Annotated in this window: 23 protein-coding genes; 10 read left to right on the top strand and 13 right to left on the bottom strand. The window is 71.9% G+C overall.

Annotation, left to right across the window (positions count from 1 at the left end):
• Nucleotides 1-79 precede the first annotated feature (79 nt).
• Together H283_RS0102325 and H283_RS0102320 are read left to right on the top strand one after the other, a co-directional pair.
• A complete protein-coding gene (locus H283_RS0102325; protein ID WP_020141901.1) occupies nt 80-1,285 on the top strand; it encodes an ROK family transcriptional regulator in 1,206 nt (401 codons plus the stop codon).
• Between the two features lie 26 nt (nt 1,286-1,311).
• Nucleotides 1,312-2,124 carry an HAD-IIA family hydrolase gene (locus H283_RS0102320; protein ID WP_020141900.1) on the top strand — a complete coding sequence of 271 codons (813 nt, stop codon included), beginning with the start codon at nt 1,312-1,314 and terminating at the stop codon, nt 2,122-2,124.
• A gap of 92 nt (nt 2,125-2,216) precedes the next feature.
• On the opposite strand, the gene H283_RS0102315 is transcribed toward H283_RS0102320, so the two are convergent.
• The 5 genes from H283_RS0102315 to H283_RS0102295 form a co-directional block, all read right to left on the bottom strand.
• A complete protein-coding gene (locus H283_RS0102315; RefSeq protein WP_020141899.1) occupies nt 2,217-3,854 on the bottom strand; it encodes an HAD family acid phosphatase in 1,638 nt (545 codons plus the stop codon).
• A gap of 138 nt (nt 3,855-3,992) precedes the next feature.
• Entirely contained in the window at nt 3,993-5,774 is a 1,782-nt protein-coding gene (locus H283_RS0102310; protein ID WP_020141898.1) for an NAD(P)/FAD-dependent oxidoreductase, read from the bottom strand.
• 115 nt (nt 5,775-5,889) lie between these two features.
• Nucleotides 5,890-7,068, bottom strand: coding sequence for a helix-turn-helix domain-containing protein (locus H283_RS0102305; RefSeq protein WP_020141897.1), 1,179 nt, complete (start codon nt 7,066-7,068; stop codon nt 5,890-5,892).
• A gap of 99 nt (nt 7,069-7,167) precedes the next feature.
• On the bottom strand, nt 7,168-7,671 hold the full coding sequence (locus H283_RS0102300; protein ID WP_020141896.1) for a DUF1992 domain-containing protein: 504 nt from the start codon (nt 7,669-7,671) through the stop codon (nt 7,168-7,170).
• Between the two features lie 39 nt (nt 7,672-7,710).
• Nucleotides 7,711-8,058 (bottom strand): META domain-containing protein, encoded by a 348-nt coding sequence (locus tag H283_RS0102295; RefSeq protein ID WP_020141895.1) that lies wholly within the window; start codon nt 8,056-8,058, stop codon nt 7,711-7,713.
• 77 nt (nt 8,059-8,135) lie between these two features.
• Between H283_RS0102295 and H283_RS0102290 the strand changes: the two genes are divergently transcribed.
• From H283_RS0102290 to H283_RS0102265, 6 genes are all read left to right on the top strand, one after another.
• Complete coding sequence (locus H283_RS0102290; RefSeq protein ID WP_020141894.1) at nt 8,136-9,980, top strand: ABC transporter ATP-binding protein; 1,845 nt, start codon at nt 8,136-8,138, stop codon at nt 9,978-9,980.
• A complete protein-coding gene (locus H283_RS23765; protein ID WP_020141893.1) occupies nt 9,977-11,752 on the top strand; it encodes an ABC transporter ATP-binding protein in 1,776 nt (591 codons plus the stop codon). Before H283_RS0102290 ends, H283_RS23765 begins: the two co-directional genes overlap by 4 nt.
• A gap of 91 nt (nt 11,753-11,843) precedes the next feature.
• On the top strand, nt 11,844-13,334 hold the full coding sequence (locus tag H283_RS0102280) for an HNH endonuclease signature motif containing protein (protein ID WP_020141892.1): 1,491 nt from the start codon (nt 11,844-11,846) through the stop codon (nt 13,332-13,334).
• 35 nt (nt 13,335-13,369) lie between these two features.
• A complete protein-coding gene (locus H283_RS0102275) occupies nt 13,370-14,218 on the top strand; it encodes a hypothetical protein (RefSeq protein ID WP_156022924.1) in 849 nt (282 codons plus the stop codon).
• Nucleotides 14,215-14,685 (top strand): GNAT family N-acetyltransferase, encoded by a 471-nt coding sequence (locus H283_RS0102270; protein WP_156022923.1) that lies wholly within the window; start codon nt 14,215-14,217, stop codon nt 14,683-14,685. The genes H283_RS0102275 and H283_RS0102270 overlap by 4 nt, the downstream gene beginning before the upstream one ends.
• A 71-nt stretch (nt 14,686-14,756) precedes the next feature.
• Nucleotides 14,757-15,149: a hypothetical protein gene (locus H283_RS0102265; RefSeq protein WP_156022922.1), complete on the top strand. Its 393-nt coding sequence runs from the start codon at nt 14,757-14,759 to the stop codon at nt 15,147-15,149.
• 19 nt (nt 15,150-15,168) lie between these two features.
• On the opposite strand, the gene H283_RS0102260 is transcribed toward H283_RS0102265, so the two are convergent.
• The 4 genes from H283_RS0102260 to H283_RS0102245 form a co-directional block, all read right to left on the bottom strand.
• On the bottom strand, nt 15,169-15,492 hold the full coding sequence (locus tag H283_RS0102260) for a hypothetical protein (protein ID WP_020141888.1): 324 nt from the start codon (nt 15,490-15,492) through the stop codon (nt 15,169-15,171).
• A gap of 76 nt (nt 15,493-15,568) precedes the next feature.
• Nucleotides 15,569-16,003, bottom strand: a complete 435-nt coding sequence (locus H283_RS0102255; RefSeq protein ID WP_028785274.1) for a GNAT family N-acetyltransferase — start codon at nt 16,001-16,003, stop codon at nt 15,569-15,571.
• A gap of 26 nt (nt 16,004-16,029) precedes the next feature.
• Nucleotides 16,030-16,872: a uracil-DNA glycosylase gene (locus H283_RS0102250; RefSeq protein ID WP_020141886.1), complete on the bottom strand. Its 843-nt coding sequence runs from the start codon at nt 16,870-16,872 to the stop codon at nt 16,030-16,032.
• 38 nt (nt 16,873-16,910) lie between these two features.
• Entirely contained in the window at nt 16,911-17,432 is a 522-nt protein-coding gene (locus H283_RS0102245) for a hypothetical protein (protein WP_020141885.1), read from the bottom strand.
• A 148-nt stretch (nt 17,433-17,580) separates the two neighbouring features.
• On the opposite strand from H283_RS0102245, the gene H283_RS0102240 reads away from it, so the two are divergent.
• A complete protein-coding gene (locus tag H283_RS0102240) occupies nt 17,581-18,069 on the top strand; it encodes a sigma-70 family RNA polymerase sigma factor (protein WP_020141884.1) in 489 nt (162 codons plus the stop codon).
• Entirely contained in the window at nt 18,066-18,758 is a 693-nt protein-coding gene (locus tag H283_RS0102235; protein WP_020141883.1) for a zf-HC2 domain-containing protein, read from the top strand. The genes H283_RS0102240 and H283_RS0102235 overlap by 4 nt, the downstream gene beginning before the upstream one ends.
• A gap of 208 nt (nt 18,759-18,966) precedes the next feature.
• On the opposite strand, the gene H283_RS0102230 is transcribed toward H283_RS0102235, so the two are convergent.
• From H283_RS0102230 to H283_RS0102215, 4 genes are read right to left on the bottom strand one after another with little or no spacing between them, the layout of a single operon-like run.
• On the bottom strand, nt 18,967-20,007 hold the full coding sequence (locus tag H283_RS0102230; protein ID WP_020141882.1) for a glycoside hydrolase family 43 protein: 1,041 nt from the start codon (nt 20,005-20,007) through the stop codon (nt 18,967-18,969).
• Entirely contained in the window at nt 20,004-22,325 is a 2,322-nt protein-coding gene (locus tag H283_RS0102225; protein WP_020141881.1) for a family 43 glycosylhydrolase, read from the bottom strand. The genes H283_RS0102230 and H283_RS0102225 overlap by 4 nt, the downstream gene beginning before the upstream one ends.
• 9 nt (nt 22,326-22,334) lie before the next feature.
• Entirely contained in the window at nt 22,335-23,162 is an 828-nt protein-coding gene (locus H283_RS0102220) for a carbohydrate ABC transporter permease (RefSeq protein ID WP_020141880.1), read from the bottom strand.
• Nucleotides 23,159-24,130 (bottom strand): carbohydrate ABC transporter permease, encoded by a 972-nt coding sequence (locus H283_RS0102215; RefSeq protein WP_020141879.1) that lies wholly within the window; start codon nt 24,128-24,130, stop codon nt 23,159-23,161. Before H283_RS0102215 ends, H283_RS0102220 begins: the two co-directional genes overlap by 4 nt.
• Nucleotides 24,131-24,132: the final 2 nt, after the last annotated feature.

Below are 24,132 nucleotides of genomic sequence, written 5' to 3'. Positions count from 1 at the left end.
ACGTCAAGCAAAAGTTTTCGCGCTGAGACACGAAAGCCGTCGCATGACATACCGAAGCCGTCTGTGCTTGACTTGAAACGTGCGTCCAGAGCCATCGTCGTCCGCGTATGCCGCCACCGCCGTCAGTGGTGCCGGCGAGCTGCTCCAGCTGCTCCGCGACGAGACGCCCCGTACCCGCGCCGAGCTCGCCAAGCTCACCGGCCTGGCCCGGTCGACGGTCGGTGCACGCGTCGACGCGCTGCTCGCGACCGGCCTGCTCGCCCCGAGCGGTGAGGCCGTCAGCACCGGCGGCCGACCGCCCGTCCGCTTCGCCTTCAACCCCGAGGCCCGCGTCGTCGTCGGCGCCGACATCGGCGCCACCCACGGCCGGGTCGCCCTGACCGACCTCAGCGGCCGTCCGATCTGCGAGATCGGCGAGAGCCTCGACATCACCGACGGCCCCGAGGTCGTCCTCGACTGGCTCGTCGCGACGAGCCGCCGGCTCCTCGAGCAGGCGGGCCGCGAGCCCCGAGACCTCATCGGCATCGGCATCGGCGTGCCCGGACCCGTCGAGCACTCGAGCGGACGCCCGATGCGACCGCCGATCATGCCCGGCTGGGACGGCTACGACGTGCCGGCCCACGTGCGCCGCGACTTCGACGTGCCGGTTCTCGTCGACAACGACGTCAACATCATGGCGCTCGGTGAGCACGCGATGGCCCACCCCGACGTCGAGCACCTCCTCTTCGTCAAGGTCGCCACGGGCATCGGCGCCGGCATCATCAGCGGCGGGCGCCTGCACCGCGGGGCGGTCGGGGCCGCCGGCGACCTCGGCCACGTCGCGGCGCCGCACGCCCCCGAGGTCCTGTGCTCGTGCGGCAACGTCGGCTGCCTCGAGGCGGTCGCCAGCGGACCGGCGATCTCCAAGGCGCTCAAGCAGATCGACATCGTCGCCGAGTCCAACAAGGACATCGTCGACCTCGTCCGGGGTGGCAACATCCCCGCCGCCCTCGCGGTGCGTCAGGCCGGGCGCACCATCGGCGAGGTGCTCGCCACGTGCGTCAGCCTGCTCAACCCCTCGGTCATCGTCATCGGCGGCTCGCTCGTCCAGGCGGGCGAGAGCCTCATCGCCGGCGTCCGCGAGGTCGTCTACGGCCGCTCGCTCCCGCTCGCCACCGGCGTGCTCCAGATCGTGCCGGCCACCACCGGCGTGCAGGCCGGCGTCATCGGCGCGGCCACGATGGTCATCCAGCACGCCCTGACGGCCGACCGCGTCGACCTCGCCATCGCCCAGTCGGCGTCCTGAGCGGCGCGGCCGCCCGACCCGCCACAATGGGGTCCATGACCGATCACCGGCCCGTCGAGACGTGGCTCACCGACATGGACGGCGTCCTCGTGCACGAGGAGGACGCGATCGCCGGCGCCGCCGAGTTCGTCACGGCGCTCAAGGAGTCCGGCAGGGGCTTCCTCGTCCTGACGAACAACTCGATCTTCACGCCGCGCGACCTGCGCGCCCGGCTGCTCCGCAGCGGCATCGACGTGCCGGAGGAGGCGATCTGGACCTCCGCCCTGGCGACGGCCCAGTTCCTCGCCGAGCAGCGCCCCGGCGGCTCGGCCTACGTCGTCGGCGAGGCCGGCCTGACGACGGCGATGCACGACGTCGGCTACGTCATGACCGACCGCGACCCCGACTACGTCGTGCTCGGTGAGACGCGGACCTACTCGTTCGAGGCCATCACCCGCGCGATCCGCTTGATCGAGAAGGGCGCCCGCTTCATTGCGACGAACCCCGACCCGAGCGGTCCGAGCCCGGCCGGCACCCTCCCGGCGACCGGCTCGGTCGCCGCCCTCATCTCGACCGCGACGGGCCGCCAGCCCTACTACATCGGCAAGCCCAACCCGCTCATGATGCGCAGCGCCCTCAACCGCCTCGACGCGCACTCCGAGACGACGATCATGGTCGGCGACCGGATGGACACCGACATCATCAGCGGGCTCGAGGCGGGCCTGCGCACCGTTCTCGTCCTCACCGGCTCGACGAGCCGCGAGCAGGTCGAGCACTTCCCCTACCGCCCGAGCCGCATCGTCGACTCCGTCGCCGACCTCGTGCGCTCCGTCGCACACGAGGACTCCCAGCAGCACTGAGCCGCAAGGGAGCCCACGACGACGTATGCCGTCACGCCCGTCGGTGACGGTCGTGACGGCATACGTCGTGCTGGCCCGTCGGGGCCGGGTGGTCAGGGCAGGTAGTACGTCGGGTTGGGCAGCTTGACCGCACGGTCGGCGTGGCCGCCGATGAGGTCGCTGTACTGGTCGCCGAGGTTGGCGACGACGTCGTAGCCGAGGTCCTGCTCGATGTGGGCGCGGGTCGTCGACTTGTACTCGATCGTCGTGCACGTCGGGTAGGCCTTGCAGTGGCCCTGCATGTAGGCCGGCGGGGTCTCGCTCGAGCGCCACTTCGTGAAGTAGAGGTCGTCGCTGAACTGCGGGTAGCCCTGCTCGTGGAGGTTGGCGAGGGTGGCCGCGCGCTGGCCGCTGTTGCGGCCCGTGAGGCCGATGACCGCACAGCCGGAGTCGGCGACGGCCTTGACGACAGCAGGCATCCCGGGCGTCGCCGGGAAGAGCTTGTTCTGGACCCAGTAGTCCTGGCGCACGGGGTTGAAGACGAACTTCATGTCGGCGACCTCCATGTCGTACGTCCACAGGGTCGTGTCGTCGGCGTCGAAGACGACGGCCGGCTTCGAGCCCGCGCGGACGCCCTGGCGACACTCGCTGGCGAGGCGCTGGGTGGTGCGCCGCTCGAGGGCTGCGAGCTCGGTGATGTATGGCGAGCTCGTCCTGTCCGCGATGCCGGTGCCGGGGTCGCCGTAGTAGGTGGCGATCGTCTTCTTGACCGAGTCGATGTTGGGGATGCCCTCGCCGCTCTCGGTGAGGCCGCTCGAGCCGTCCGGCTTCATCCTGAAGTGGGTGCGCGGCGCGAGGCGGGGCTCGCTGACTCCGGGCAGGTCGGGCGACGGGAGGTAGTACGTCGGGTTGGGCAGCTTGACGTTGCGGTCGGCATGACCACCCTGCAGGTCGGACCACTGGTCGCCGATGTTGAGGACGATGTCGTAGCCGAGGTCCTGCTCGATGTGCTTGCGCGTGCCGGCCTTGTACTCGACCGTCGTGCACTTCGCGGTCGCGCACGTGATGTAGGCCGGAGGCGTCGAGCCGGCCCACTTCGTGAAGTAGTGGTCGGGGGTGAAGGCGTTGTAGCCGACGTCCTTGAGGTTGCCGATCGTCGCGTCCTTCTGGGCCGCGCCGCGACCGGTCAGGCCGAAGATCGTGAAGCCCATCGCGTCGGCCTCGTTGACGAGGTCGACCATGGTCGGCGTCGCCGGGAAGAGCCGGTGCTGGACCCAGTAGTCCTGACGCACGGGGTCGAAGACGAACTTCATGTCCGCGACCTCCATGTCGTAGGTCCACAGCGTCGTGTCGTCGGCGTCGAGCACGATGGCCGGCTTCTTGCCCGCTCGCTCCGCGGCGGCATACGTCCGCTCGAGCTGGGCCCGGAGACCGCGGGTGATCCGGCCCATCTCGGAGATGTAGGGCGAGCTCGTCCGGTTGGCCAGGCCCGTGCCGGGGTCTCCGTAGTAGCTGTAGATCGTCTTCTTGACCGAGTCGATGTTGGGGATGCCGGCGCCGTCGGCGCGGGCGCCGCTCGAGCCGTCGGCGGCCATGACGAAGTGGGTGCGCGGGGTCAGGGTCTGGTCGTGGCGGCCGCCGGCGTCGCCGTGGGCGAGGGCCGGGGACGCGCTGGCGACGACCAGGGAGCCGATGACCGAGCCGACGGCTGCGACGGCGAGGCCGGTGGTTCTGCGGGTGGGACGCCTCATGGGTTCACCTCTGGGGCTGCTCGGGGTGCGGGTGGGCCGCTCGACCGTAGCCCCGGGCGTGCCCCCGCGGGGGTCTCGAGACCCGCCGCGGGGGCATTCCCATTCAAATGGCATGGAACTCCCAGACTTCACCCAGACTCATGCCAGGTGGTGGGTCTCCGCGAGGGCGTAGACGGGGGTGTCGATGCCTTCCATCCGGGCCTTGAGCTGCATCGCGAGGTACCGGGAGTAGTGCCGTGACTGGTGCAGGTTGCCGCCGTGGAACCACAGGTTGTCCTGTCGCGTGGGCTTCCACATGTTGCGCAGCTCGCCCTGCCAGGGGCCCGGGTCCTTCGTCGTGTCGGAGCCGAGGCCCCAGCACTTGCCGACCGCGTCGGCGACGTCCTGGCTGATGAGCCGGGCGGCCCAGCCGTTCATCGAGCCGTAGCCGGTGGCGTAGACGACGGCGTCGGCCTCGAGCTCGGTGCCGTCGGTGAGGACGACGGCGTGCTCGGTCAGGTGGTCGACCTGCCCGCGCACCAGCCGGATCGCCCCCTTCGCGACGAGCTCCGAGGCGCCGATGTCGATGTAGTAGCCCGAGCCGCGCCGGAGGTACTTGAGGAAGAGCCCCGAGTCGTCGTCGCCGAAGTCGAGGTCGAAGCCGGCCGCCTCGAGCGCGGCGTAGAAGTCCTTGTCCTGCTCACGGATCGCGTCGAAGGCGGGCCGCTGGAAGTCGGCGAGGATCTTGTAGGGGATCGAGGCGAAGACGAGGTCGGCGGTGTCGTGGTCGATCCCGCTCGCGACGGCCTCCTCGGAGTAGAGCGGGCCGAGGACCTGGTCCATGAGCGAGTCGGACCGCACGATGTGCGTGCTCGACCGTTGGAGCATGATCGGCTCGGCGCCGTTCTGCCACAGGTCGGCACAGATGTCGTGGGCCGAGTTGTTCGAGCCGATGACGACGACCTTCTTGCCGGCGTAGCGCGCGCCGCCCGGGTGCTTGCTGCTGTGGTGCTGGTCGCCCTGGAAGACGTCCTGCCCGGGCAGCGTCGGCACGTTGGCGATGCCGCTCATCCCGGTGGCGAGGACGAGCTGCGCCGGGTGGAGCACGACCTCGCGCCCCTCACGGGTCACGTGCACGGTCCACGCGCCCGTCTCGGCGTCGAAGGTCGCCGACGTCGCCTCGCTGTTGCTCCAGTAGTCGAGCTCCATGACCCTCGTGTAGCTCTCGAGCCAGTCGCCCATCTTGTCCTTGGGCGTGAAGACGGGCCAGTGGTCGGGGAAGGGCAGGTAGGGCATGTGGTCGTACCAGACCGGGTCGTGCAGGCACAGCGAGTGGTAGCGGCTGCGCCACTGGTCGCCGGGCCGTGGGTACTTGTCGACGACGAGCGTCGGGACGCCGAGACGCTTGAGGCGCGCGGCGAGGCCGATGCCGCCCTGCCCGCCGCCGACGACGAGGACGTAGGGCTCGGCATCGACGCCGTAGGACTCGACCTCCTGCTGCCGCCTGTCGAGCCAGTTCTCCGTCGAGACGTTGACGCCGTGCTCGGCGCCGCGCGGTCGACGGGTGCCGGACGGCTCGGGGTGGTCCTTGAGCGACTGCGCGCTCGTCAGCAGGGTCCACGCCTGGCCGTCGCGGACGCGGACCAGGCCCTTGCCGGTGAAGGTGGCGTTGCCGAAGGTGAACCACGCCTCGTGGACGCCGTCGGCCTCGGACTCGCTCGTCGGCTCGATGTCGGTGGGCCACGCGCCGCGCTCGACGCCGTCGAGCATGTCGGCCACCTGCTCGCGGCCCTCGGACGTGTGGATGTTCCACGTCATGCTGATGAGGTCGCGCCAGTAGCACTCGTCCCCGAAGAGACCGGTCACCCGGTCGACCTCGCCGGAGGCCAGCGCATCCCCGAACCTCCCGAGCCACTCGCTCGCCGTCATCTGCTCACCCATCGCCAACTCCTTTGTCCACGTGGTGGGGTCGTGGTGCTGACGCTAGGAGGGCGTGGGGTCGCCGGACAGGGTTGCAGAACGTTGCAGGTCGACCCCGATGGCGTATGCCGGGTGCTCAGGTCGCGTCGGGCCGCACCGTCGCGGGCGTGGTGAGGCGGTAGGGCCGGCTCTCGACGAGGCCGCCGAGCCGCTTGCGCAGGCGCGACATCTCGGCCCGGATCGTCACAGGCGTCGTCGCGCCGTCGAGCAGGGCCATGAGGGCGGCGGTGTCGAGCCCGGCCGGATGGTGCGCGAGGAGGCCGACGATCTCGGCATGCCGCTCGGACAGGGCGATCTCGACCGTCGATCCGGCCGTCGTGACGAGGAGGCGCGGGCTCGGGTGGCGGACGACCTCGACGGACGCCGGGGCGCTGACCGACTCGTGGAGCACCCAGCCGCCCGTGATCGCCTCGGCCCGGACCTGCCCGATCTCGGGCACCCACACCGTGCCCTCGCGCAGGCTGCCGGGCACCCAGACACGCTCGCCGACGCCGAAGCCCTCCGCCCGGGCCACCCACCCGTGACGGTCGACGACGACGAAACGGCCCGACCCGGCATACGACTCGCTCGCGCGGGCGACCCGGCGCAGGTCGCGCTCGTGCTGGCCGGCGAGCGTCTCGACGGCCTCGCGGACCGCCATGGTGACGAGCATGAGCGTGTGTGGGTGGGCGGTGCGGAAGGCCCCGCTCAGCGTCACGACGCCGAGCGGCGTCCGCGCCCGGCGGTCGAGGATCGGGGCGCTCGTGCACACCCACGCGTGCTGGTCCTCCCGGGCGTGCTCGGGGCCGAAGATCTGGACGGGTCGCCGCTCCTCCATCGCGGTGCCGAGCGAGTTGGTGCCCACGTCGCCCTCGCGCCAGCGGGCGCCCTCGACGAAGCCGAGGCCGTCGCTGCGGCGGCGGATCGGCGACGGGCCGAACATCCACAACGGGTAGCCCTCGTCGTCGCTGATGACGAGCTCGTTGCCGGCCTCGTGGGCGAGGGGGAGGAGCCGGTCCTTGAGGACGGGCACGACGGAGGCGAGCAGGCGCGAGCGCTCCCGGCGGGCGAGCAGCGCGTGGTCCGAGATCGGCGTCGAGATCTTGTCGCCCTCGGGCGTCTGGCGCAGCCACGAGCGGGCGACGACCCCCCGGGCGCCGGAGGGCACCTCGTGCGTGTGCGCCCAGGCCCGGTGCAGGCGCAGCAGGTCGCGGGCCTTGGCTGCGGGGTCCTCGAACGCAGTCAGGGCCGCTTCGAGTCCGGAGGCTGTGGACATGCGCACCTTTGCGACGGGTGGCCCCGCGCGAGGTCGTCCGCGTGGGGTCACGGCTCACCGTGATCGTGACACGGAGGCGGCCGCTTGGGTAGGGCGCGTTCAGCCTCCGAGGAGACGGCGCCACCAGGACGGCCGGGTCTCGAGCGCTGCGGCGCGAGCCGCGGCGGCCTTCTCCTCCCGCACGGTCCGCTGCTGCTCCTCGAGCGCGGCGCGCAGCGGCCGCCAGCGCTCGACCATCTCGTCGACATCGAGGGTCTTGGCGATGAGCGGCGGCAGGTTGCCCACCGCAGGTCGCAGCCGGTCGGCGAGGACGCGCTTGTTGTAGTCCTCGATGACCTCGCGGACCTGCGCCTCGGTGCGCACGTCGACGAGCGACTCCGGATAGCCCGCGGCCTCCTTGCGCAGCCCCAGCGCCCCCGGCAGGGCGCCCCCGAGATCGAGGTTCTCGCGCGCCGCGAAGCGCTTGACCCACCAGTCGGGATCGCCCGAGTCGCTGAGGTCGAGGGGCTTGCCGGCACCCGGGAGGTTGTCGAACTCCCCACGCTCCTGCGCCTCGCGGATCTGCCTGTCCACGGGGCTCTCCCAGTACGGCTGGCCCGTCATGTGATCCACGCTAACCGACGCCGGACGGCTCTCGTGGCCTCAGACGGGCTGGGCGCCCGGGCGCACGAGCAGGGCGAGGGTCTCGCCGTCGCCGACCTCGAGACGGTCGCCCGTCACGACGAAGGCCCGGGGCGCGTCGAAGAGGGCGAGCAGACGCTGCTCCTGCTCCATCGCCTCCGGCGGGCCGGCCATGCGGGTCGTCGCGGCATCGGAGACGGTGAGCAGCCCCTCGGCGACCTCGTAGCGGCCCATGACCCGGTTGACGCCGGTGGTGCCGGTGAGCCGGCCGTCGTCGCCGAACGACAGCTCGGGCTTCGGGTCGGTCGTGACCGTGCCGCCGAGCTCCTGGACCACCCACGACGTGCCCGCGATCGCGCTGTCTGCCATGCGCCCCACGTTAACGGGATGCACCGGGAGGTGGAGTCGGGTAGACCGGAGACGGGTCAGCGTCCACGACGACAGGGGTGAGCGTGCTCGGACTCGTGCGCCACCAGTACCGCGTGCACCCGCTCGGGGTGGTGCTCGTCGGCGTCAACGCGCTCCTGGTCTCCGCCGTCGCCGTCGGCGTGCCCTGGCTCGTCGGCGGGCTCGTCGCCGACCTCCCTGCGGCTGCCGCGGGCGGCCCGACGGGCACCATCGCACTGGAGTTCGGCGGCCTCGTCGCCGTGCTCGCCGCCCAGGTCGTCATCTCCGGAGCGCAGGAGCCGGTGTTCCAGGACCTCAGCTTGCGCACGGAGAAGGACGTCCTCGGCCGGTTGGGTCGGCTCTTCGTCTCCCCCGTCCGGATCGAGCACCTCGAGGACCCCGACTTCCTCGACCGCGCCCAGCGAGTGCGGTCGCGCGTCTGGGAGGTCGACCAGGGCCTCATGCAGGGTGGTGTCGCCGTCACGGGCGTCCTCACCCTCGTCGGGGCGACGATCTCGGTCGGGGCCGCCGTGGGCTGGCCGAGTGCCCTGCTCCTGGTCGGCGCCGCTGTCGCGGTGGCCGTCGCGCGGGCGCTCCTCATGCGCCGCGAGCTCGACCAGTGGGTCGGGGCCACGGAGCACCAACGCCACGCGGAGTATGCGTTCGGCCTGGCCACGGGGCTCGCCCCGAAGGAGGTGCGGGTCTTCGGGCTGGCCGACTGGCTCGGGGCTCGCTACTGGCAACGGATGGGGCTGTCGTGGAGGCCGTTCTGGCGCAAGCGCATCCACAACTCGGTCTGGACCCTGCTCCTCGACGGCGGCCGGGCTGCGATCGCCGTCGGCGTCGTCGTCCACGTCGTGCGCGGCGCCCTCGACGGGCGGTTCGACGTCGGCGCGGTCGCGACCGTGATCCCGCTCGTGCTGCTCCTCGCACAGGCCGAGATCGGCGGGCTGCCGCTCTTCGTCCGGGGCGCGGCTGTCCTCGCGGACCTGGAGGAGACCGAGCGCCTCTACGGGCAGCCGCTGCCCGAGTCCCCCACTGCCACGGACGGATCCGCGGTCACTCGGGGCGGACGGACGGCATACGCCCTCCGTGGTGGCGGGCACGGGCGCCCGCCCACCGTCGAGCTGCGCGACATCACCTTCTCGTACGCCGGCCGCGACGTCCCCGTGATCGACGGGCTGTCGCTCCACCTCGACGCGGGCGAGAACGTCGGGCTCGTCGGTGTCAACGGCGCGGGCAAGTCGACCCTCATCCGGCTCCTGACCGGGACCCTGCGACCGGACCGCGGATGCGTCGTCGTCGACGGGGTCGACCTCGCGACGATGTCGGACGCGGACGTGACTCGCTGGCAGCGTCGGGTCGCCGTGCTGACACAGGAGTTCTGCCGCTACCCGTTGAGCGCGCGCGACAACGTCACGATGGGAGCCGGGCACCGCTGGACCGAGGCCGACCGAGACGAGCTGGAGGCGGCCGCAGCCCGCTCCGGCGCTGCGGGCGTCATCGACGACCTGACCGGTGGGTGGGAGACCGTGCTGGACGCATCCTTCCCCGGCGGACAGGACGTGAGTGGAGGGCAGTGGCAGCGAATCGCGTTGGCACGAGCGACGTTCGGGCTCGCGCACGGCGCGGGCATGATGGTGCTCGACGAACCGGCAGCTGCTCTCGACGCCCGGTCCGAGGCCCACCTCGTCGAGCGACAGCTCGCCCTGACGTCGGGCATCACGTCGCTCGTCGCGTCGCATCGCTTCTCGGTGCTGCGGCCCATCCCCCGCCTCGTCGTCCTGGAGGGCGGGCGCATCACCGAGGACGGGTCGCACGACGAGCTCATGGCGGCTGGAGGCACCTACGCGCGGCTCTTCTCGCTGCAGTCGTCACGCCTCCTCGCCGGGGAGCAGCGATGAGCACGCTGACGCGACGGGTCCGGCTGTGGCTGCGGCTCGGGCTGGCGGCAGCCCCGTGGCTCGCGACGGTCGGTCTTGCCATCGCCCTGGTGGCGGCCGTGCTGGCACCCCTCGCCACGCTGGGGGTGGGACGGATCGTCGACGGTCTCGGCGCTGGTGACGCTGCCGGTGTGACGAGCGGGCTGTGGCTCGTGGGTGCGGGAATCGTCGTCGCCGTGCTGCAGTCGGTCTCGTGGCCGCTCGTCTGGTTCTTCGTCGACGACCTCGGCGAGCGCTACGCCCATCACCACGTCCTCCAGGTCATCGCCCGCATCCCGACGGTTGCCCATCACGAGATGCCGGAGATGGCCGACCGGGTCGCGCTCGTGCGTCGGCACGCGCGGCAGCTCGGCAACGCAGGAATCCGCCTGTCGACGGATCTCGCGGCCGTCGCCGGGACCGTGGCACTGGCAGGGGTCCTGGCCTCGATCACCTGGTGGCTGACCCTGCTCATCCCGGCGGCACTCCTCCCGGCATGGGCGTCGGGCCGCGCCATCCGCGCGCGCATGGACGCCGAGCGCGAGAACGCCGAGGCCGTCCGGGTCGCCGACCGTCTGCTCGACATCGCGCGCGACCCGGCGACCGGCATCGAGGTCCGCTGCAGCGGCGCACCGGCCACGCTGCTGGAGGCGCAGGACGCGGCCCTCGACGAACGGCTCGCGGCCGTGGCAGCGGCGGCGCGCCGCACGCGTACGCTCGCCGTCCTCTCCCGGCTCGCCTGGATCGCCGTGCTCGCCCTGAGCCTGCTGGCGGTCTTCGGGCTCGTGCGTAAAGGGTCGGTCGGCGTGGGCTCGCTCGTCGTGCTCGTGCTCCTCGTGCCCCAGATCGAGGACATGGTCGGGATGCTCCAACGGATCGTCGCGTATGCCGTGCAGACCTCCCAGCACGTCGCGCGCCTCGACGAGGTGGAGCAGTATGCAGCAGGGTTCGTCACACCGTCGGGATTCGCGCCGGCGGCCCTGGGTGGTGGCCTCGAGCTGCGGGGCGTGTCGTTCACCTACCCGGGCGCGACGGAGCCGAGCCTCGCCGGAGTCGACCTCGTGCTGGAGCGTGGCACGACCGTCGCGCTCGTCGGCGAGAACGGCGCAGGCAAGTCGACGCTCGTCTCGCTGCTCGCCCGCCTGCACGACCCGACGACGGGATCGATCCTCGTCGACGGCCGGCCGCTCAGCGACATCCCGCACGCGGACTGGCAGGCCCGGATCGGCGCCGTCTTCCAGGACCACGCGACGCCGCACGTGCTGTTGCGCGAGGCCGTGGCGATGGGCGACCTGGCCGGTGCGACAGACGAACGCGTCGACACGGCGCTCGACCGCGCCGATGCTGCCGGCCTCGTGGAGGGACTCCCGGATGGACGTGACATGCAGCTCGGTCGGCAGTTCGCCGGCGGCACAGAGCTTTCCGGCGGCCAGTGGCAGCGGCTCGCGATCGCCCGGGGGACACTCAGGGAGGGGCCGTTGCTCATGCTGCTCGACGAGCCGTCGTCGGCCCTCGACGCGCAGGCCGAGGACGCGATCCTCGGCGGCTACCTCGAGCGGGCGCGTGCGGCGAGCCGGCTCACAGGTGGGATCACCGTCATCGTGAGCCACCGGATGTCGACGGTGCGAGCGGCCGACCGGGTCGTCCACCTCGTCGACGGACGCGTTGCGGAAGACGGCACGCACGACGAGCTGATGTCCGCCGGCGGGGCCTACGCGGAGCTCTTCGAGCTGCAGGCTCGGTCATATCGCTGAGGCGTGCATACTAGTGAGAACGTCTGTGCTGCAAGGGATTCGGTGTGGATAAGCCTTGTCGAGTCGTTCGAACACCTGTACGATTAGGGGTATGCAGCAGAGCCGGAGCGTGCAGCAGTTCGAGCGGGACTGGGAGCACGTCGCGTCCCTGGCCGCCGACCTGCACGACGCGCACGCCCGGCTCGTCGACCTCCTCGTCGCGGTCCTCGCCGACGGGTCGTGGCAGGCGGCGGGGCTGCGCTCGCCGGAGCACTGGCTGATGCTCCGGGCGGGGCTGTCGCGGGGCCAGGCCGGCGCGGTGGTGCTGCTCGCGCGCCGGGCGCTGGAGCTGCCCGCCACCGTCGCGGCGTTGCGGGAGGGGCGGATCAGCCTGGACCAGGCCGCGGTGGTGGCCCGGCACACCCCGGCCGCGTTCGACACGAGCGTGGCCCAGTTCGCCCAGCACGCGACGGTGACCCAGCTGGAGCGCACCGTCACCCGCTACGACTTCACCCTGCAGCCCGACAGCGTCGACGGCCGCGGCCGCGGCCTGCCCGGCGAGGTACCTGCCGACGAAAGCAGTGGCGGCAGCGCGGACGGTCCGGGTGCGCAGGAGTCTGCGGGCGGTGAGGATGCTGCGGGCAGGGTCGTGGTCGGGCGCGAGCCGGTGCCGGTCGAGCCGGGGCACCTGAGCATGGGCCTCGACGCCGACGGCCGGTTCCGGCTGCGCTACGACGCCCCCGCCGAGGTCGGCGCCCTCGTCGAAGCCGCCCTGGCCGAGGCCAAGGACCACCTCTTCCACACCCTGACCGCCGACGGGCAGGAGCCCGACCGGCAGCTGCTCAACGGCGACCTGCTGCACCCGACGTGGACCGAGACCGACGGCGGCCGGCCCCGCGTCACCTGGGCCGACGCGCTCATCGTGCTGGCCACCCGCTCCCTCGACGCCGCCACGACAGGCAGCGACGGGACGGGCGGTGCGGGTGGTGCTGCTTCGGGTGGTGCTGCGCGGCGGGCGCGGTACCGGGTTCAGGTCCACCTCGACACCGACGGCGGCTGGCTCACCGGACGACCCCGTCTGCCCCAGACGATCGTGAACGGCCTGACCTGCGACGGGAGCCTGACCCCCGTCTGGGAGACGCAGGGGCACCCCGTCAACGTGGGCCGCACCCAGCGCGTCGTGCCGCACCGCACCCGCGTCCTGGTCCTCGACCGCGACCGCGGCTGCCGCTTCCCCGGCTGCGGATCGACCCACCACCTCGAGATCCACCACCTGACCCACTGGCGCGACGGCGGCCCCACCGACACCCCCAACCTCCTCGCACTGTGCCCGTTCCACCACGACGGGCACCACCGCGGCGAGTTCACGATCACCGGCGACCCCACCCGCCCCGACGGCCTGACCTTCCACACCGACACCGGCCTGCTCATCGGCCCACCCCAGAAACCACCAACCCGGAAACCATCACCACCACACCTGGTCCTGGCTCCCGACACCGGCCAACCGGGCCGATCCCGGCCCCCGGCACGACTCGGGCGGCGCTACCCCGCCCCCACCGGCGGCACCCTGCACCTGCACCTCGTCGACTTCACCCCGACCTGACCGCTCGAGGCGGAGGTCTGGGTCATACTCCCCACGTGACAGGGGACGCAGCGAGTCGCGCCGTGCGCGAGCGGGCCGGCTGGGTGCTGACCGGCGTCTGGGCCCTGCTCAACCTCCTGATCACCGCCGGCGTGGGTCCGAGCCTCGACGAGGACGTCCTCGCCTCGACGTCGATCGTCGTTCCGGGCCTTGCCTTCGTCACAGTGATCCTCGTGCGTCCTCGGTCTCGGTGGCCCGCGCGCCTCCTCTGGTCTCGCCCCCGGTCACACGGACCGCTCCCGCTCACGGAGCTCCTGCGCCCCTGTCTGCCGGGACTGGTTGCGGCCGCTGCCTCGATCGCGGCGGCCTACCTCGGAGCAGCCGTCTCGCTGCTGCTCGGCTCCGCCCGTGGCGCGGGGCCACTGCTCACCGCACCGTCCCTGTTCATCGACTGGGCCTTCTTCGCCGCGGCGGGCCTGCTGACCACGTGCCTCGGCTCCCTCGTCGTGCTCGGTCTGGTGCTCTCACTCGGTGCCGCGATGGACGCGCGGCACTCGTGGGCCACCGACCGGCTCGAGTCCCGACGACTGCTGGCCTTCGCCAGCGCGAGCCTCGGCGTCATCGCGTCGATGGCGTCGCTCGTCCTCGCCGATCCGCAGGCAGCAGACCTCGGGGACGGGGCGCCCTCAGACCGCTGGGCCGGCGCGACCCGCTCCATGCGTACCTTCTTGTCCTTGCTCACCGGCCCGAGCACGTCTCAGTCCGTCACATGGGCTGCATGGGTCGCACGACTAGCCGTCGGACTGCTGCTCGTCGCCGTCGTCCTCCACTGGGTGCCGGCACGTGAGACGAGCCGAACGGGTGGCTCGTCCCCCTCCGGCGAGGACCAGAGGCACCGCGGATGACCATTCTCAGGATGATGACCGCGGCGGACGTGCCGGGGGTCGTTGCCGTCCAGGAGCCGGGTGCGGTGCTCGGGCTCGCCGACGTCTTCCCGCAGGACCAGCACCCGTTCCCGAGGGAGGCGATCGCCGACCGGTGGCTGCGTGAGCTCGACCTGCTGGGTACCGACTGCTTCGTGGTCCTGCACGGCGACGCCGTCGCGGGGTTCGCCGCCATCCGTGGTGACGAGTTCCTGCACTTCGGCATCGCCGTCGAGCACTGGGGCACGGGTCTGGCGGCACTCGCGCACGACGACGTCCTCGACCGTCTGCGAGAGCGAGGCATCACGCGCGCCCGACTCCGGGTCTTCACCGGCAACGGCCGGGGCCGCCGCTTCTACGAGAAGCACGGCTGGCAGCCGACCGGTGAGCGCAGCAGGAGCTCGTTCCTGCCCTGCCCCGAGCTCCTCGGCTACGCCCGACGTCTCTGACCGCGCCTGGCGGCCCCGGTCGAGTACGCATACGCACGCGGTTCACGACGGGAGTTGCGACGATGGCCGGCATGGACACGACAGAGGCGGTGGAGAGTCGTTGGGGACTCAGCCTGCCGTGGTGGTCTCTGGCCATCGGCGTCCTGACGACGGTGTTCCTGGCCGGCCTCGCGTTCGCGCTGCTCGTCCTGCACGCCCTGACCTACGGCTTCACCTCGGTGGCCGGCCTCGGTTCGATCGACGAGCCTGACGTCGACCGCTACGAGCTGGCGCTGGCGGTCGGCATCGGTGCCAACGTCTTCGGCGCCCTGGGCCTGTCGCGACTGGCCCTCCGGACCCGAGCGGCCGCGTGGCCGCCCGTCCTCGCGGCCCTCCCGATCGCCCTGGCCACCGGAGTGGTGGCGACGACCGCGATGCTCGCCGTCCTAGGGATCGACGTCCTGCGGCTCGTCGACGGCCTCTGACGTCAGGGCACCGACCCCGTCAGCCCAGGAGGTCGCCGTCCTCGCGGCCCTCCGCGGCGCCGGCATCCTCGCGGCCGGCGGCGCGCCGGTCACGGCGAGCACGGACGACGGCGATGACGAGGCAGGCCACCATGCCGAGGAGGAAGAGCGGCAGGGCCGCCAGGTAGCCGAGGAAGAGGACGGCGTCCGAGGGCGCCGGGGCGCAGCCGAAGCCGAGACCGGTGCACTGCCCCGAGGCGTTGTAGTCCGGGAGGGTCAGGTGCAGCACGAGCACGAGGACGGCGGGGACGATCCAGAGCAGGCCGAGGGCGACAATGTACGGGCGAACGCTGCGTGGCTCCACACCCCCACCCTCGCCCATGACCGCCGCCGGCGCATCGTCGCCCCTACTCAGCGCGACTCGAGACGCCTCCCCGCGTTCAGAGCTCCTTGCGGAAGTGCACGTCAGCCGCCTCCGCCGTGGGCACGCCCTCCCAGCGGAAGATCTCGCGGTAGCCCTGCTTCTCGTAGAAGCCGGGAGCCTGGAACGTGAACGACGTGACGAAGACGTGGGTGCATCCACGCGAGCGCGCCTCGGACTCGAAGTCGGCGAGCAGCCGCTCCCCCAGCCCGGTCCCACGCACGTCCTCGCGCACCCACGTCATGCCGATGCCGGCCGCGACTCCCCAGGTCCAGCCGCTGACGCCGGCCGCCAGCTCCCCCGACGCGTCGTCGACCCGGATCGTCAGCTCGCGCGCCGCGGGCGTGCCTGCAGTCGCCGCGGCGTTGACGACGTCGAGCTCGTCGGAGAGCCGCTGGTCGAGGGCCGCGTCCGCCACACCGACGACCGGCCTGAATCCTGGTGCCTCGCTCACGACGGGCGATCCTGCCACGACCCCGCTCAGAGGCGCGCGATGACCTCGTCGAGCATCGCCTCGGTGAGCTTGCCCGTGAAGGTGTTCTGCTGGCTCACGTGGTAGCTGCCGACGAGGCGCACCTGCCGCCCGCTGGCGGTCGCCAGCACGGCTTCGGCGCCGTGGCCGAACCTCGGCTTGGGCCTCGGCACGTCCCACCCCCGGCGGCGGGCCGCCCCGAGCGCCGCGTCCCAGGCGATGGACCCGAGGGCGAGCATCGAGCGCAGCCGCGGCTCGCAGAGCTCGAGGTCCCGGTCGAGCCACGCCGCGCAGGTCGCCTTCTCCTCGGTCGTGGGCTTGTTGGCGGGTGGGGCGCACCGGACGGCGGCGACGATGCGCAGGCCTGTCAGCACGAGCCCGTCACCCGAGGCCACCGACGTCGGCTGGCTCGCGTACCCACCCCGGTGGAGGGCGGCATACAACCAGTCGCCGGAGCGGTCGCCGGTGAACATCCGACCCGTTCGGTTCGTGCCGTTGGCCGCCGGTGCCAGGCCGACGACGAGCACCTCTGCGTCCGCGTCCCCGAAGGAGGGCCCGGGGCGCCCCCAGTAGGGCTGGTCGGCGAACGCCGCGCGACGTCCCTCCGTCGCCACCGACTCACGCCACCCGACGAGGCGCGGGCACGCGCGGCACACGCTGATGCGGGCATCGAGCTCGCGTATGCCGTCCGCACCCTGCGCGAGCCGGCGCACCTGCGCCGGGGTGGCCGCGACCGGCGTCTCGGACGTCGCCGGGTCACCCGGCCAGCCCGAGCCCGCCGGCACCGGCGACAGGAAGAGGCCGCCGGTGACGGGGTGCTGGGCCGGATTCGGCAGGTCGGCGGGGCACATGGCCCCACGCTAGGCCGGGCCGGCCCCGACCGTAGGTCCTAGGGCTTGGTCTTGATCGGCGTCCCGGCGGCGTCGAGCACCCACCACACGTCCTTGACCGCCTGCCCCGTCACGTCACCGGGCTTCGTGTCCTTGGCCCAGTAGTAGAGCGGCCATCCACCCAGGGTGAGCTGCTTCTTGCCGTCCGGTGTGTCGATCGCCGCGACCGTGCCGGTGACCCCGGACGCCGTGGGCGCGGCCGCGCCCATGAGGGCCGGAGGCCAGGCCGCGAGGCACTGACCCGAGCAGGCGCTCGTCGAGCCACCCTTGGTGTCCTTGTCGAACATGTAGAGCGTCATGCCCTTGCCGTCCGTGACGATCGTCCCGAGTGACGAGCTCGCCGTCTTGAGCTCGGTGACCTCGGCGCCGCCACCTCCGGTCGACGTTCCGGCAGACGTGGAGGCCGACGGTGCCGGGGGCGCCGGGCTGGAGGGTTCGGGAGTCGACGACCCACAGGCCGTCGAGAGCACCAGGACCGCGGCGGCGAGCGCCGTCGTGCTGATGGATCGGGTTCGCATCATGATGACCTCCTCGATCTCGACGCCCGGGTGGCGTCCATGTCGGATACGTCTCCCGGCGTGAGACGGTTCAGGGGTGGACAGGACTGAACCTGACGGGCCGCGCAGGCGTCTCTGGACGGTGGAGCACGAGTGAGGAGGTGGCTGCGGAATGCCGCTCGACGACGAGGCGGTCGCTGAGATCTACCGCGAGCACGGGCCGATGCTGCGACGCGTCGTCTGGCGCGCGACGAGCGACGCCAACCGGGTCGAGGACATCGTCCAGGAGGTCATCCTGCGCGTCTGGAAGCAGGCCCCCGAGGCCGACAACCTGCGCGCCTACCTCATCACGACCGCCCGCCACCTCATCGTCGACCAGCACCGTGCCGCCGGCCGGCGGCCCCAGCAGGCGCAGCTCGTCGACGTGGCCGAGGCGGACTCCGCCCTGGACCGCGCCCTGGACCAGGTACTCGTCGAGGAAGCCCTCGGCCGCCTCCAGACCAACCACCGAGAGATCGTGCGCTACCTCTACTTCGAACGCCTGACCGTCGCCGAGACATCCACCCGCGTCGGGGTGCCCGAGGGCACCGTGAAATCCCGGGCCTACTACGCCGTGCGCAACCTGCGCGTCATCCTCGACGAGATGGGAGTGACGAGATGACCACCGGATCGGACGACCTGCACGTGCTGCTCGGCGCGTACGTGCTCGGTGGCCTGTCCGACGACGACCACCGCGCCTTCAGCGAGCACCTGCGTTCGTGCCGGCAGTGCCAGACCGAGCTCGGCCAGGTCTCCGGGATGCCGCGGCTGCTCGACCTCGCCGGCCCCGAGGGCGGTCCGCACCTCACCGACACCCCCGTCGCCGTGCCCGCTCCCCTCATGACGGACCACGACGACGAGCACCTCGTCACCCTCCTCGGCGAGGTCGCCCGACGCCGCCGGCGGCGTCGGGCGTGGATGTCCGTCGTGGCCGCCGCAGCCGCGGTCGTGCTCTTCGCCGCCGGCGCCTGGCTCGGTCCGCAGCTGTTGACACCGACCACGCCGACCCTGCCGACGACGCACGTCGCTGCGGCCGCCGTCGCGGGCAGCCAGGTCCGGATCGACATCGCCCTCGTGACGCGCGGCTGGGGCACCCAGCTCGACGTCAACTGCGAGGACATGCCGACCAACGGTGAGCTGGCCCTCTGGGTCATCGACCGGAGCGGCAGGGCGACGAGCGCCGCGTCGTGGCGGGCGACGCCGGCCGGCTACTCCCGCGTCACCGGCGCGACGGCACTGCGCCCCAACGAGATCCAGGCGCTGGAGGTGCGCACCGGCACCGGGAAGGTGCTCGCCGAGGCCCGCACGTGAGCCGGCCGGCCTGAAGCCCCAAGGCACGCCTGAGGGCCCGGCTCGCGACTGATCAGGTCTGCGATCCCGGGCCCTGATGGCGGTTAACGTACCTCAACGGGCCAGCCGCCCAAGCGATCCGGGGTGTGGTGCGGGGCAGCCCCCCTGCCCCGCACCGTTTCCCCTGACACTCAGAGCCGCGCCCACGGTGGTTGATACACCGCAGACCTCACAACCCGGACGGCAGCCGCGTCGCCGGTGGTGTGACCGAGACCGTCTTCCCGTCGAAGGTGACCTCGCTGAGCCACATGGTCCGGCCGGGCACCTCCGAGCCGATCGAGTCGGGCACCCACGCGTGGTAGACCATGAGCACGCGCCCGTCCTTCGTCTCCAGCAGGGCGCAGTGGCCCGGACCGGCCGCGACGTCGGTGCCCGTCAGGACCGGGTCCTCATCCTTGGTGAACGGGCCGGTCGGCGACGAGGCCGTCGCGTGCCCCACGGCGTACTTGTCGCTGCCGTAGTCGTTGGCGGAGTAGAAGAGGTGGAAGACGCCGTCGCGCTCCCACACGAAGGGCGCCTCGACGAGGGTCCCCTCCCAGGGGAGGTCCTGCCGGATCAGGCGCTTCGGCTCACCCTCGAGCCGCGTCCCGTCGGCCGACAGGCGCTGCACCGAGATCCACGTGTCCCTGCCGACGGCGTTGCCGTCGTTCTTCCAGTAGAGGTATGCCGTGCCGTCCGTCGCGACAAAGGGGGACGCGTCGATGGAGCCGCCCTCGTCCTGCTCGCAGACGAGTGGCTTGCTGCTCGAGTCGCGGTACGGGCCCTTGGGGTCGTCGGCGACGGCCAGGCCGATGCACTGGATGGCCGGGTCGGGCGCCATCGTCGTGTAGTACATCACCCACTTCGTGCCGAACCGGTGTGCCTCGGGAGCCCACACCTTGCCGGGCGTGCTCCACGAGGCGACCTGGGGCAGGGCGTCGCTGCCCTGGGTCCACGTCGCGAGGTCGTCGCTGACGAGGGTCTGGACGTTCATCCCGTTGCCGTTGGTGGCGATGGCCACCCAGCCGTCGCCGTCCCGGAGGATCTGCGGGTCGGGGAAGTTGCTCGGCCAGACCGGGTTCGTCGCGGCCGGTGCTGACTGCGTCGCGGGTGTGGTCACGGTGCCTCCGGGGCGGGTCGGGGTCCCGCCCCCGCAGCCGGCGAGGAGCACGGCTGCGAGGGCGAGGGCCACGGTGGTGTGGGCGGTCTGGGAGTTGCGGGTGCGGCTCATCCTGCCGCCGGGTCGGCCGGCCAGCTCGACGCGTAGAACCGCAGGTGGTCGACCTCGGCGGTGACGGCCGGGCTCGCGCCGCCGTGCGCGACGAGCCCGATGCGCGGGTGAGTGTCGGCGCGGAAGGTCCACGTCGCTCCCCACGTCCAGTGCACCCCGTCGCGGCTCGTGCCGGCCCGGTAGAGGTGCTCGCCGGCGGCGTCGCGGTGGTGGGCGAGCCGCAGCCACAGCGTCGGGGCGGAGGTGCCGATGATGGCGCCGCCATAGCTCGTCGGACCGTCGGGGGCATCCGGGTCGGCGGCAGTCTCCCGGCCGAACTCGGTCTGCCGGGTGTTCCAGATCGCGACGTTGGACAGGCGCGCGAAGTCGTCGTCGTCCTCGTAGGCGAGCAGACCGAACTGCTGGTAGTTGCGCACGGTGTCGACACCGAGGTCGAGCGTCGTCTTCGCCTCGGCGATCCAGTCGCCGTCGCCCGGGGTGTCGTGGAGCAGGACGCTCGCGGTGTTGCCACCGCCGACGAGGTCGGTGCCCTCGACGGGCCAGTGCAGGCTCCCGCCGGAGACGGTGACGGCCGGATTGCGCCGCACCCAGGTGAACCCGGCGAGGCTCGGGTCGTCGAACTCCTCCGCGGAGAGGAGGGCCCCGGCCACCGGCACGGGCGCCAGCGTTGTCGCATCCGCTGCCGCCGGGTTGACCACGACGTTGTCGACGACCGCACTGCTGCTGCTGAGGCGCACCGGCGCAGCGGCGGGACGGGAGTCGCCGGCCACCCTCACCCGCGCCACGACGTCGGCGAGGTCGCTCTCGGTCACCTCGGCGGTCAGCCCGTCGGACGTCGCCTCGACCGTCAGCGTGCGCCACGCTCCGGCCGGGAGTGCGGGCAGCGTCGTCGTGGACGAGCGGACGGTGCCGCAGCGGTCGGTCTGGGCCGTGAGGCGCCCGCCCTTGGGGTCGAGCGTGACCTTGACGGCCGGGTCGCGCCCGAGCAGGACCCGGAGCGGCTCGGTGCCGCGGTGGTCGAGGCGCACGTGGAGCGGCCCGGACGGCGCCGCGGCACTCGTCGAGGCGGTGCCGTGCACGAGTCCGGTGTCTCCGGTGACGGCGTCGACAGGTCCGTCATCCAGCCCGGTGAAACCGCTCCTCGACGGGTCGGTCGGCGTGATCCCGAGCCCGGAGGCCAGTGACGGCGCCGGCTGCGGGGTGTCGGACGGTCCGGCCCCGGCGCGGGTGCGCGGCCAGCCGTCGACCCAGTCGAGGCGGTCGAGGAGCATCGGTCGACGGTTGATGCCGAAGGTCGTCGTCAGCCACGGGTTCGTCCGGTCGATGGCGTGGTAGGCGATGAAGTCACGTCCCTCGGCATCGGTCACCACCGCGTGGTGGCCGGCGCCGACGAAGCGGTTGCCGTTCTGCGTCAGCACGGTCGTGCCGCCGACGCGCGACGTCAGCAGCGGGGTGCCCTCGGCGTCCACGAACGGGCCGAGCGGTGAGCGCGACCGGCCGGCGAAGACGGAGTAGCCCGTCGTCGGGCCGGCGCAGCAGTTCGCGGCCGAGCCCATGAGGTAGTAGAGGTCGCCGTGGCGCACCACGTACGAACCCTCGTAGCGGTTGTCGACGGCGACCTGCGTGGCCGTGCCGACCGGGGTCAGGCCGTCGGCCGACATCCTCGTCGCCCACAGGCCGCCGAAGTAGCTGCCGTAGTAGAGGTAGCGCTGGCCGTCGACGTCCGTGAAGCCCGCCGGGTCGAACGTCCAGAGGAACCCGCCACCCGACGCCGGCCGGGGTGGGACGGCCGGCGCGGGGGCGGGAGTCCAGGGACCCGACGGCGAGGGCGCCGTCGCGGCACCGATCGCGGAGTCGTCGCCGGGGTTGAGCGTCGTGTCCGTCACGGTGAAGTAGAGGACGTATCGCCCTGCGACGTAACGGATGTCGGGCGCCCAGAGGCCGGCGGTCGAGGTGGCCCACGACGGCCGGTTGCCCGCGTCGAAGACCGTGCCGAGGTACTCCCAGCTCGACCAGTCGCGGGTGCGTGCCATGTGGATCGCTCCGGGTGCGTCACCCGCGCGCAGCGGGTCGGACGTCGCGTACGCGTACCACCAGCCGTCGCGTCCGCGGATGACGGACGGGTCGGCGAAGGTGTCCGAGAACGCGTCCGAGACGGCGTTGTCGGCCGTCGCTGGGGCTGTGGCGGCCGGCATACGACCGGCGGACGCGGCGGCCGCAGGGACCACGGCGCTCACGCCGACGGCGACGACGAAGGCTGCGAGACAAGCGTTTCCGCGCCGGACGGCGCGGCCGAGCGGGGAGGTCAGGGGACGCATACGGACTCCTCAGCCCTTGACGCCGCTGCTGGCGACGCCCTCGATGACGTAGCGCTGCACGAAGACGTAGAGCGCGAGGACGGGGATCGCGGCGAGCATGGCGCCCGCCATGACCACGGGGTAGTCGATCGTGTACGCGCCCTGGAGGCGGCTCAGACCCGCGGGCAGGGTGAGCCGCTCCGGCGAGAAGAGGACGTAGATCGGCCAGATGAAGTCGTTCCAGTTGGCGAGGTAGCTGAGCACACCGAGCGTGACGAGCGCCGGTCGCGCGTTGGGCAGCACGATCGACCACCACGTGCGGAAGGGCCCTGCACCGTCGAGCCTGGCACTCTCCTCGAGCTCCCTGGGCAGGCCCATGAAGAACTGCCGCATGAAGAAGACGCCGAACGCCCCCGCCGCTCCGGGCACGACGAGCGCCCAGATCTGGTCGAGCCAGCCGAGCTTGTCGAGGAGCAGGAAGTTCGGCATGAGGAAGATGAAGCCCGGCACGAAGAGGGTGAGGATGATGGCGCCGAAGATCGCCTTCTTGAAGCGGAACTCCATGCGGGCCAGGGCGTAGCCCGCGAGCGAGCAGACGACGAGGACGAGCGCGGCGTGCATCGTCGCCGCGAGCATCGAGTTGAGGAACCACCGCAGCACCGGGCTCGCGGCGTCCTGGAAGAAGAGGACGTCGAAGGCACGCAGGCTCCACTCGGACGGGAAGTACGTCGGCGGCACGGTGCGCGACTCGCTCTGCGACTTGAACGCCGTGAGCAGCACGAGCAGCAGCGGTCCGATGAAGATGACGCTGAGCACGCCCATGCCGAGCCAGAAGAGGGGTCCGTTGCGGCGCTTCACGACTTCTTCTCCCTCAGGGCCCAGACGTTGACGAGGGAGATGAGCGCGAGGAAGACCGCGAGCACGTAGCTCATCGCCGAGGCCTGGCCCATCCGGTACTGCGAGAGGCCGAGGTCGGTGATCTCCATGATCGCCGTGCGCGTCGAGTCGCCCGGCCCGCCCCGCGTGATGAGGTAGCTCTGGCCGAACATGTTGGCGCTGGCGAGCACCGTCGTGACGACGACGAAGATCAGGACGGGTCGCAGGCCGGGGATCGTGATGTAGCGCAGCTTCTGCCACGGCGTCGCGCCGTCGATCTCGGCGGCCTCGTAGTGCTCCGCCGGGATGTCGGCGAGACCCGCGAGGTAGATGACGGCGTTGAAGCCGATGGTCCACCAGACGGTGACCGCGGCGAGCGAGATCCACGCCCACGGCTGCTCGGTCGTCCACGCGGTGTCGCCCGGCAGGCCGAGCGCCGAGAGCAGGCCGTTGACCATGCCGAACGACGGGTCGAGCAGGTAGCGCCACATGAGGCCGACGACGGCGACCCCGAGCACGAACGGGGCGAAGAAGACGGCCCGGAAGAACGTGCGGCCGGGAAAGCGCCGGTTGAGCAGGATCGCGAGCAGCAGCGGCAGCACGACGAGGAACGGGACGCTGATGACGACGAAGATGCCGGTCGCCTTCATCCCGTTCCAGAAGGCCTCGAACTGCGGCGACCCGCTGTCGAGGAGGTCGGCGTAGTTCTGGGCCCCGACGAAGGGCTTGTTGGGCAGCAGGAAGTCCCAGTCGTGCAGGGAGATCCAGATGCCGAGGACCCCGGGGACGGCGACGAACGTGATGAAGAGCAGCAGGAAGGGCGACAGGAAGAGGTAGGGCGTCCACCGGGACCCGTGGATGCCGGATGTCGCTCCCCGGGAGCGACGCCCACCCGGCGCAGGCGTCGCTCCCGAGGGGGGTCTCGTGGGCTGTGCCGTCGTCACAGCCATGC

It is taken from the genome of Terracoccus sp. 273MFTsu3.1 (genome assembly GCF_000383675.1).
Classification (GTDB): Bacteria; Actinomycetota; Actinomycetes; order Actinomycetales; family Dermatophilaceae; genus Terrabacter.
Note: the sequence above shows the minus strand (reverse complement) of the source record. Positions and strands in the feature narration are given on the sequence as shown.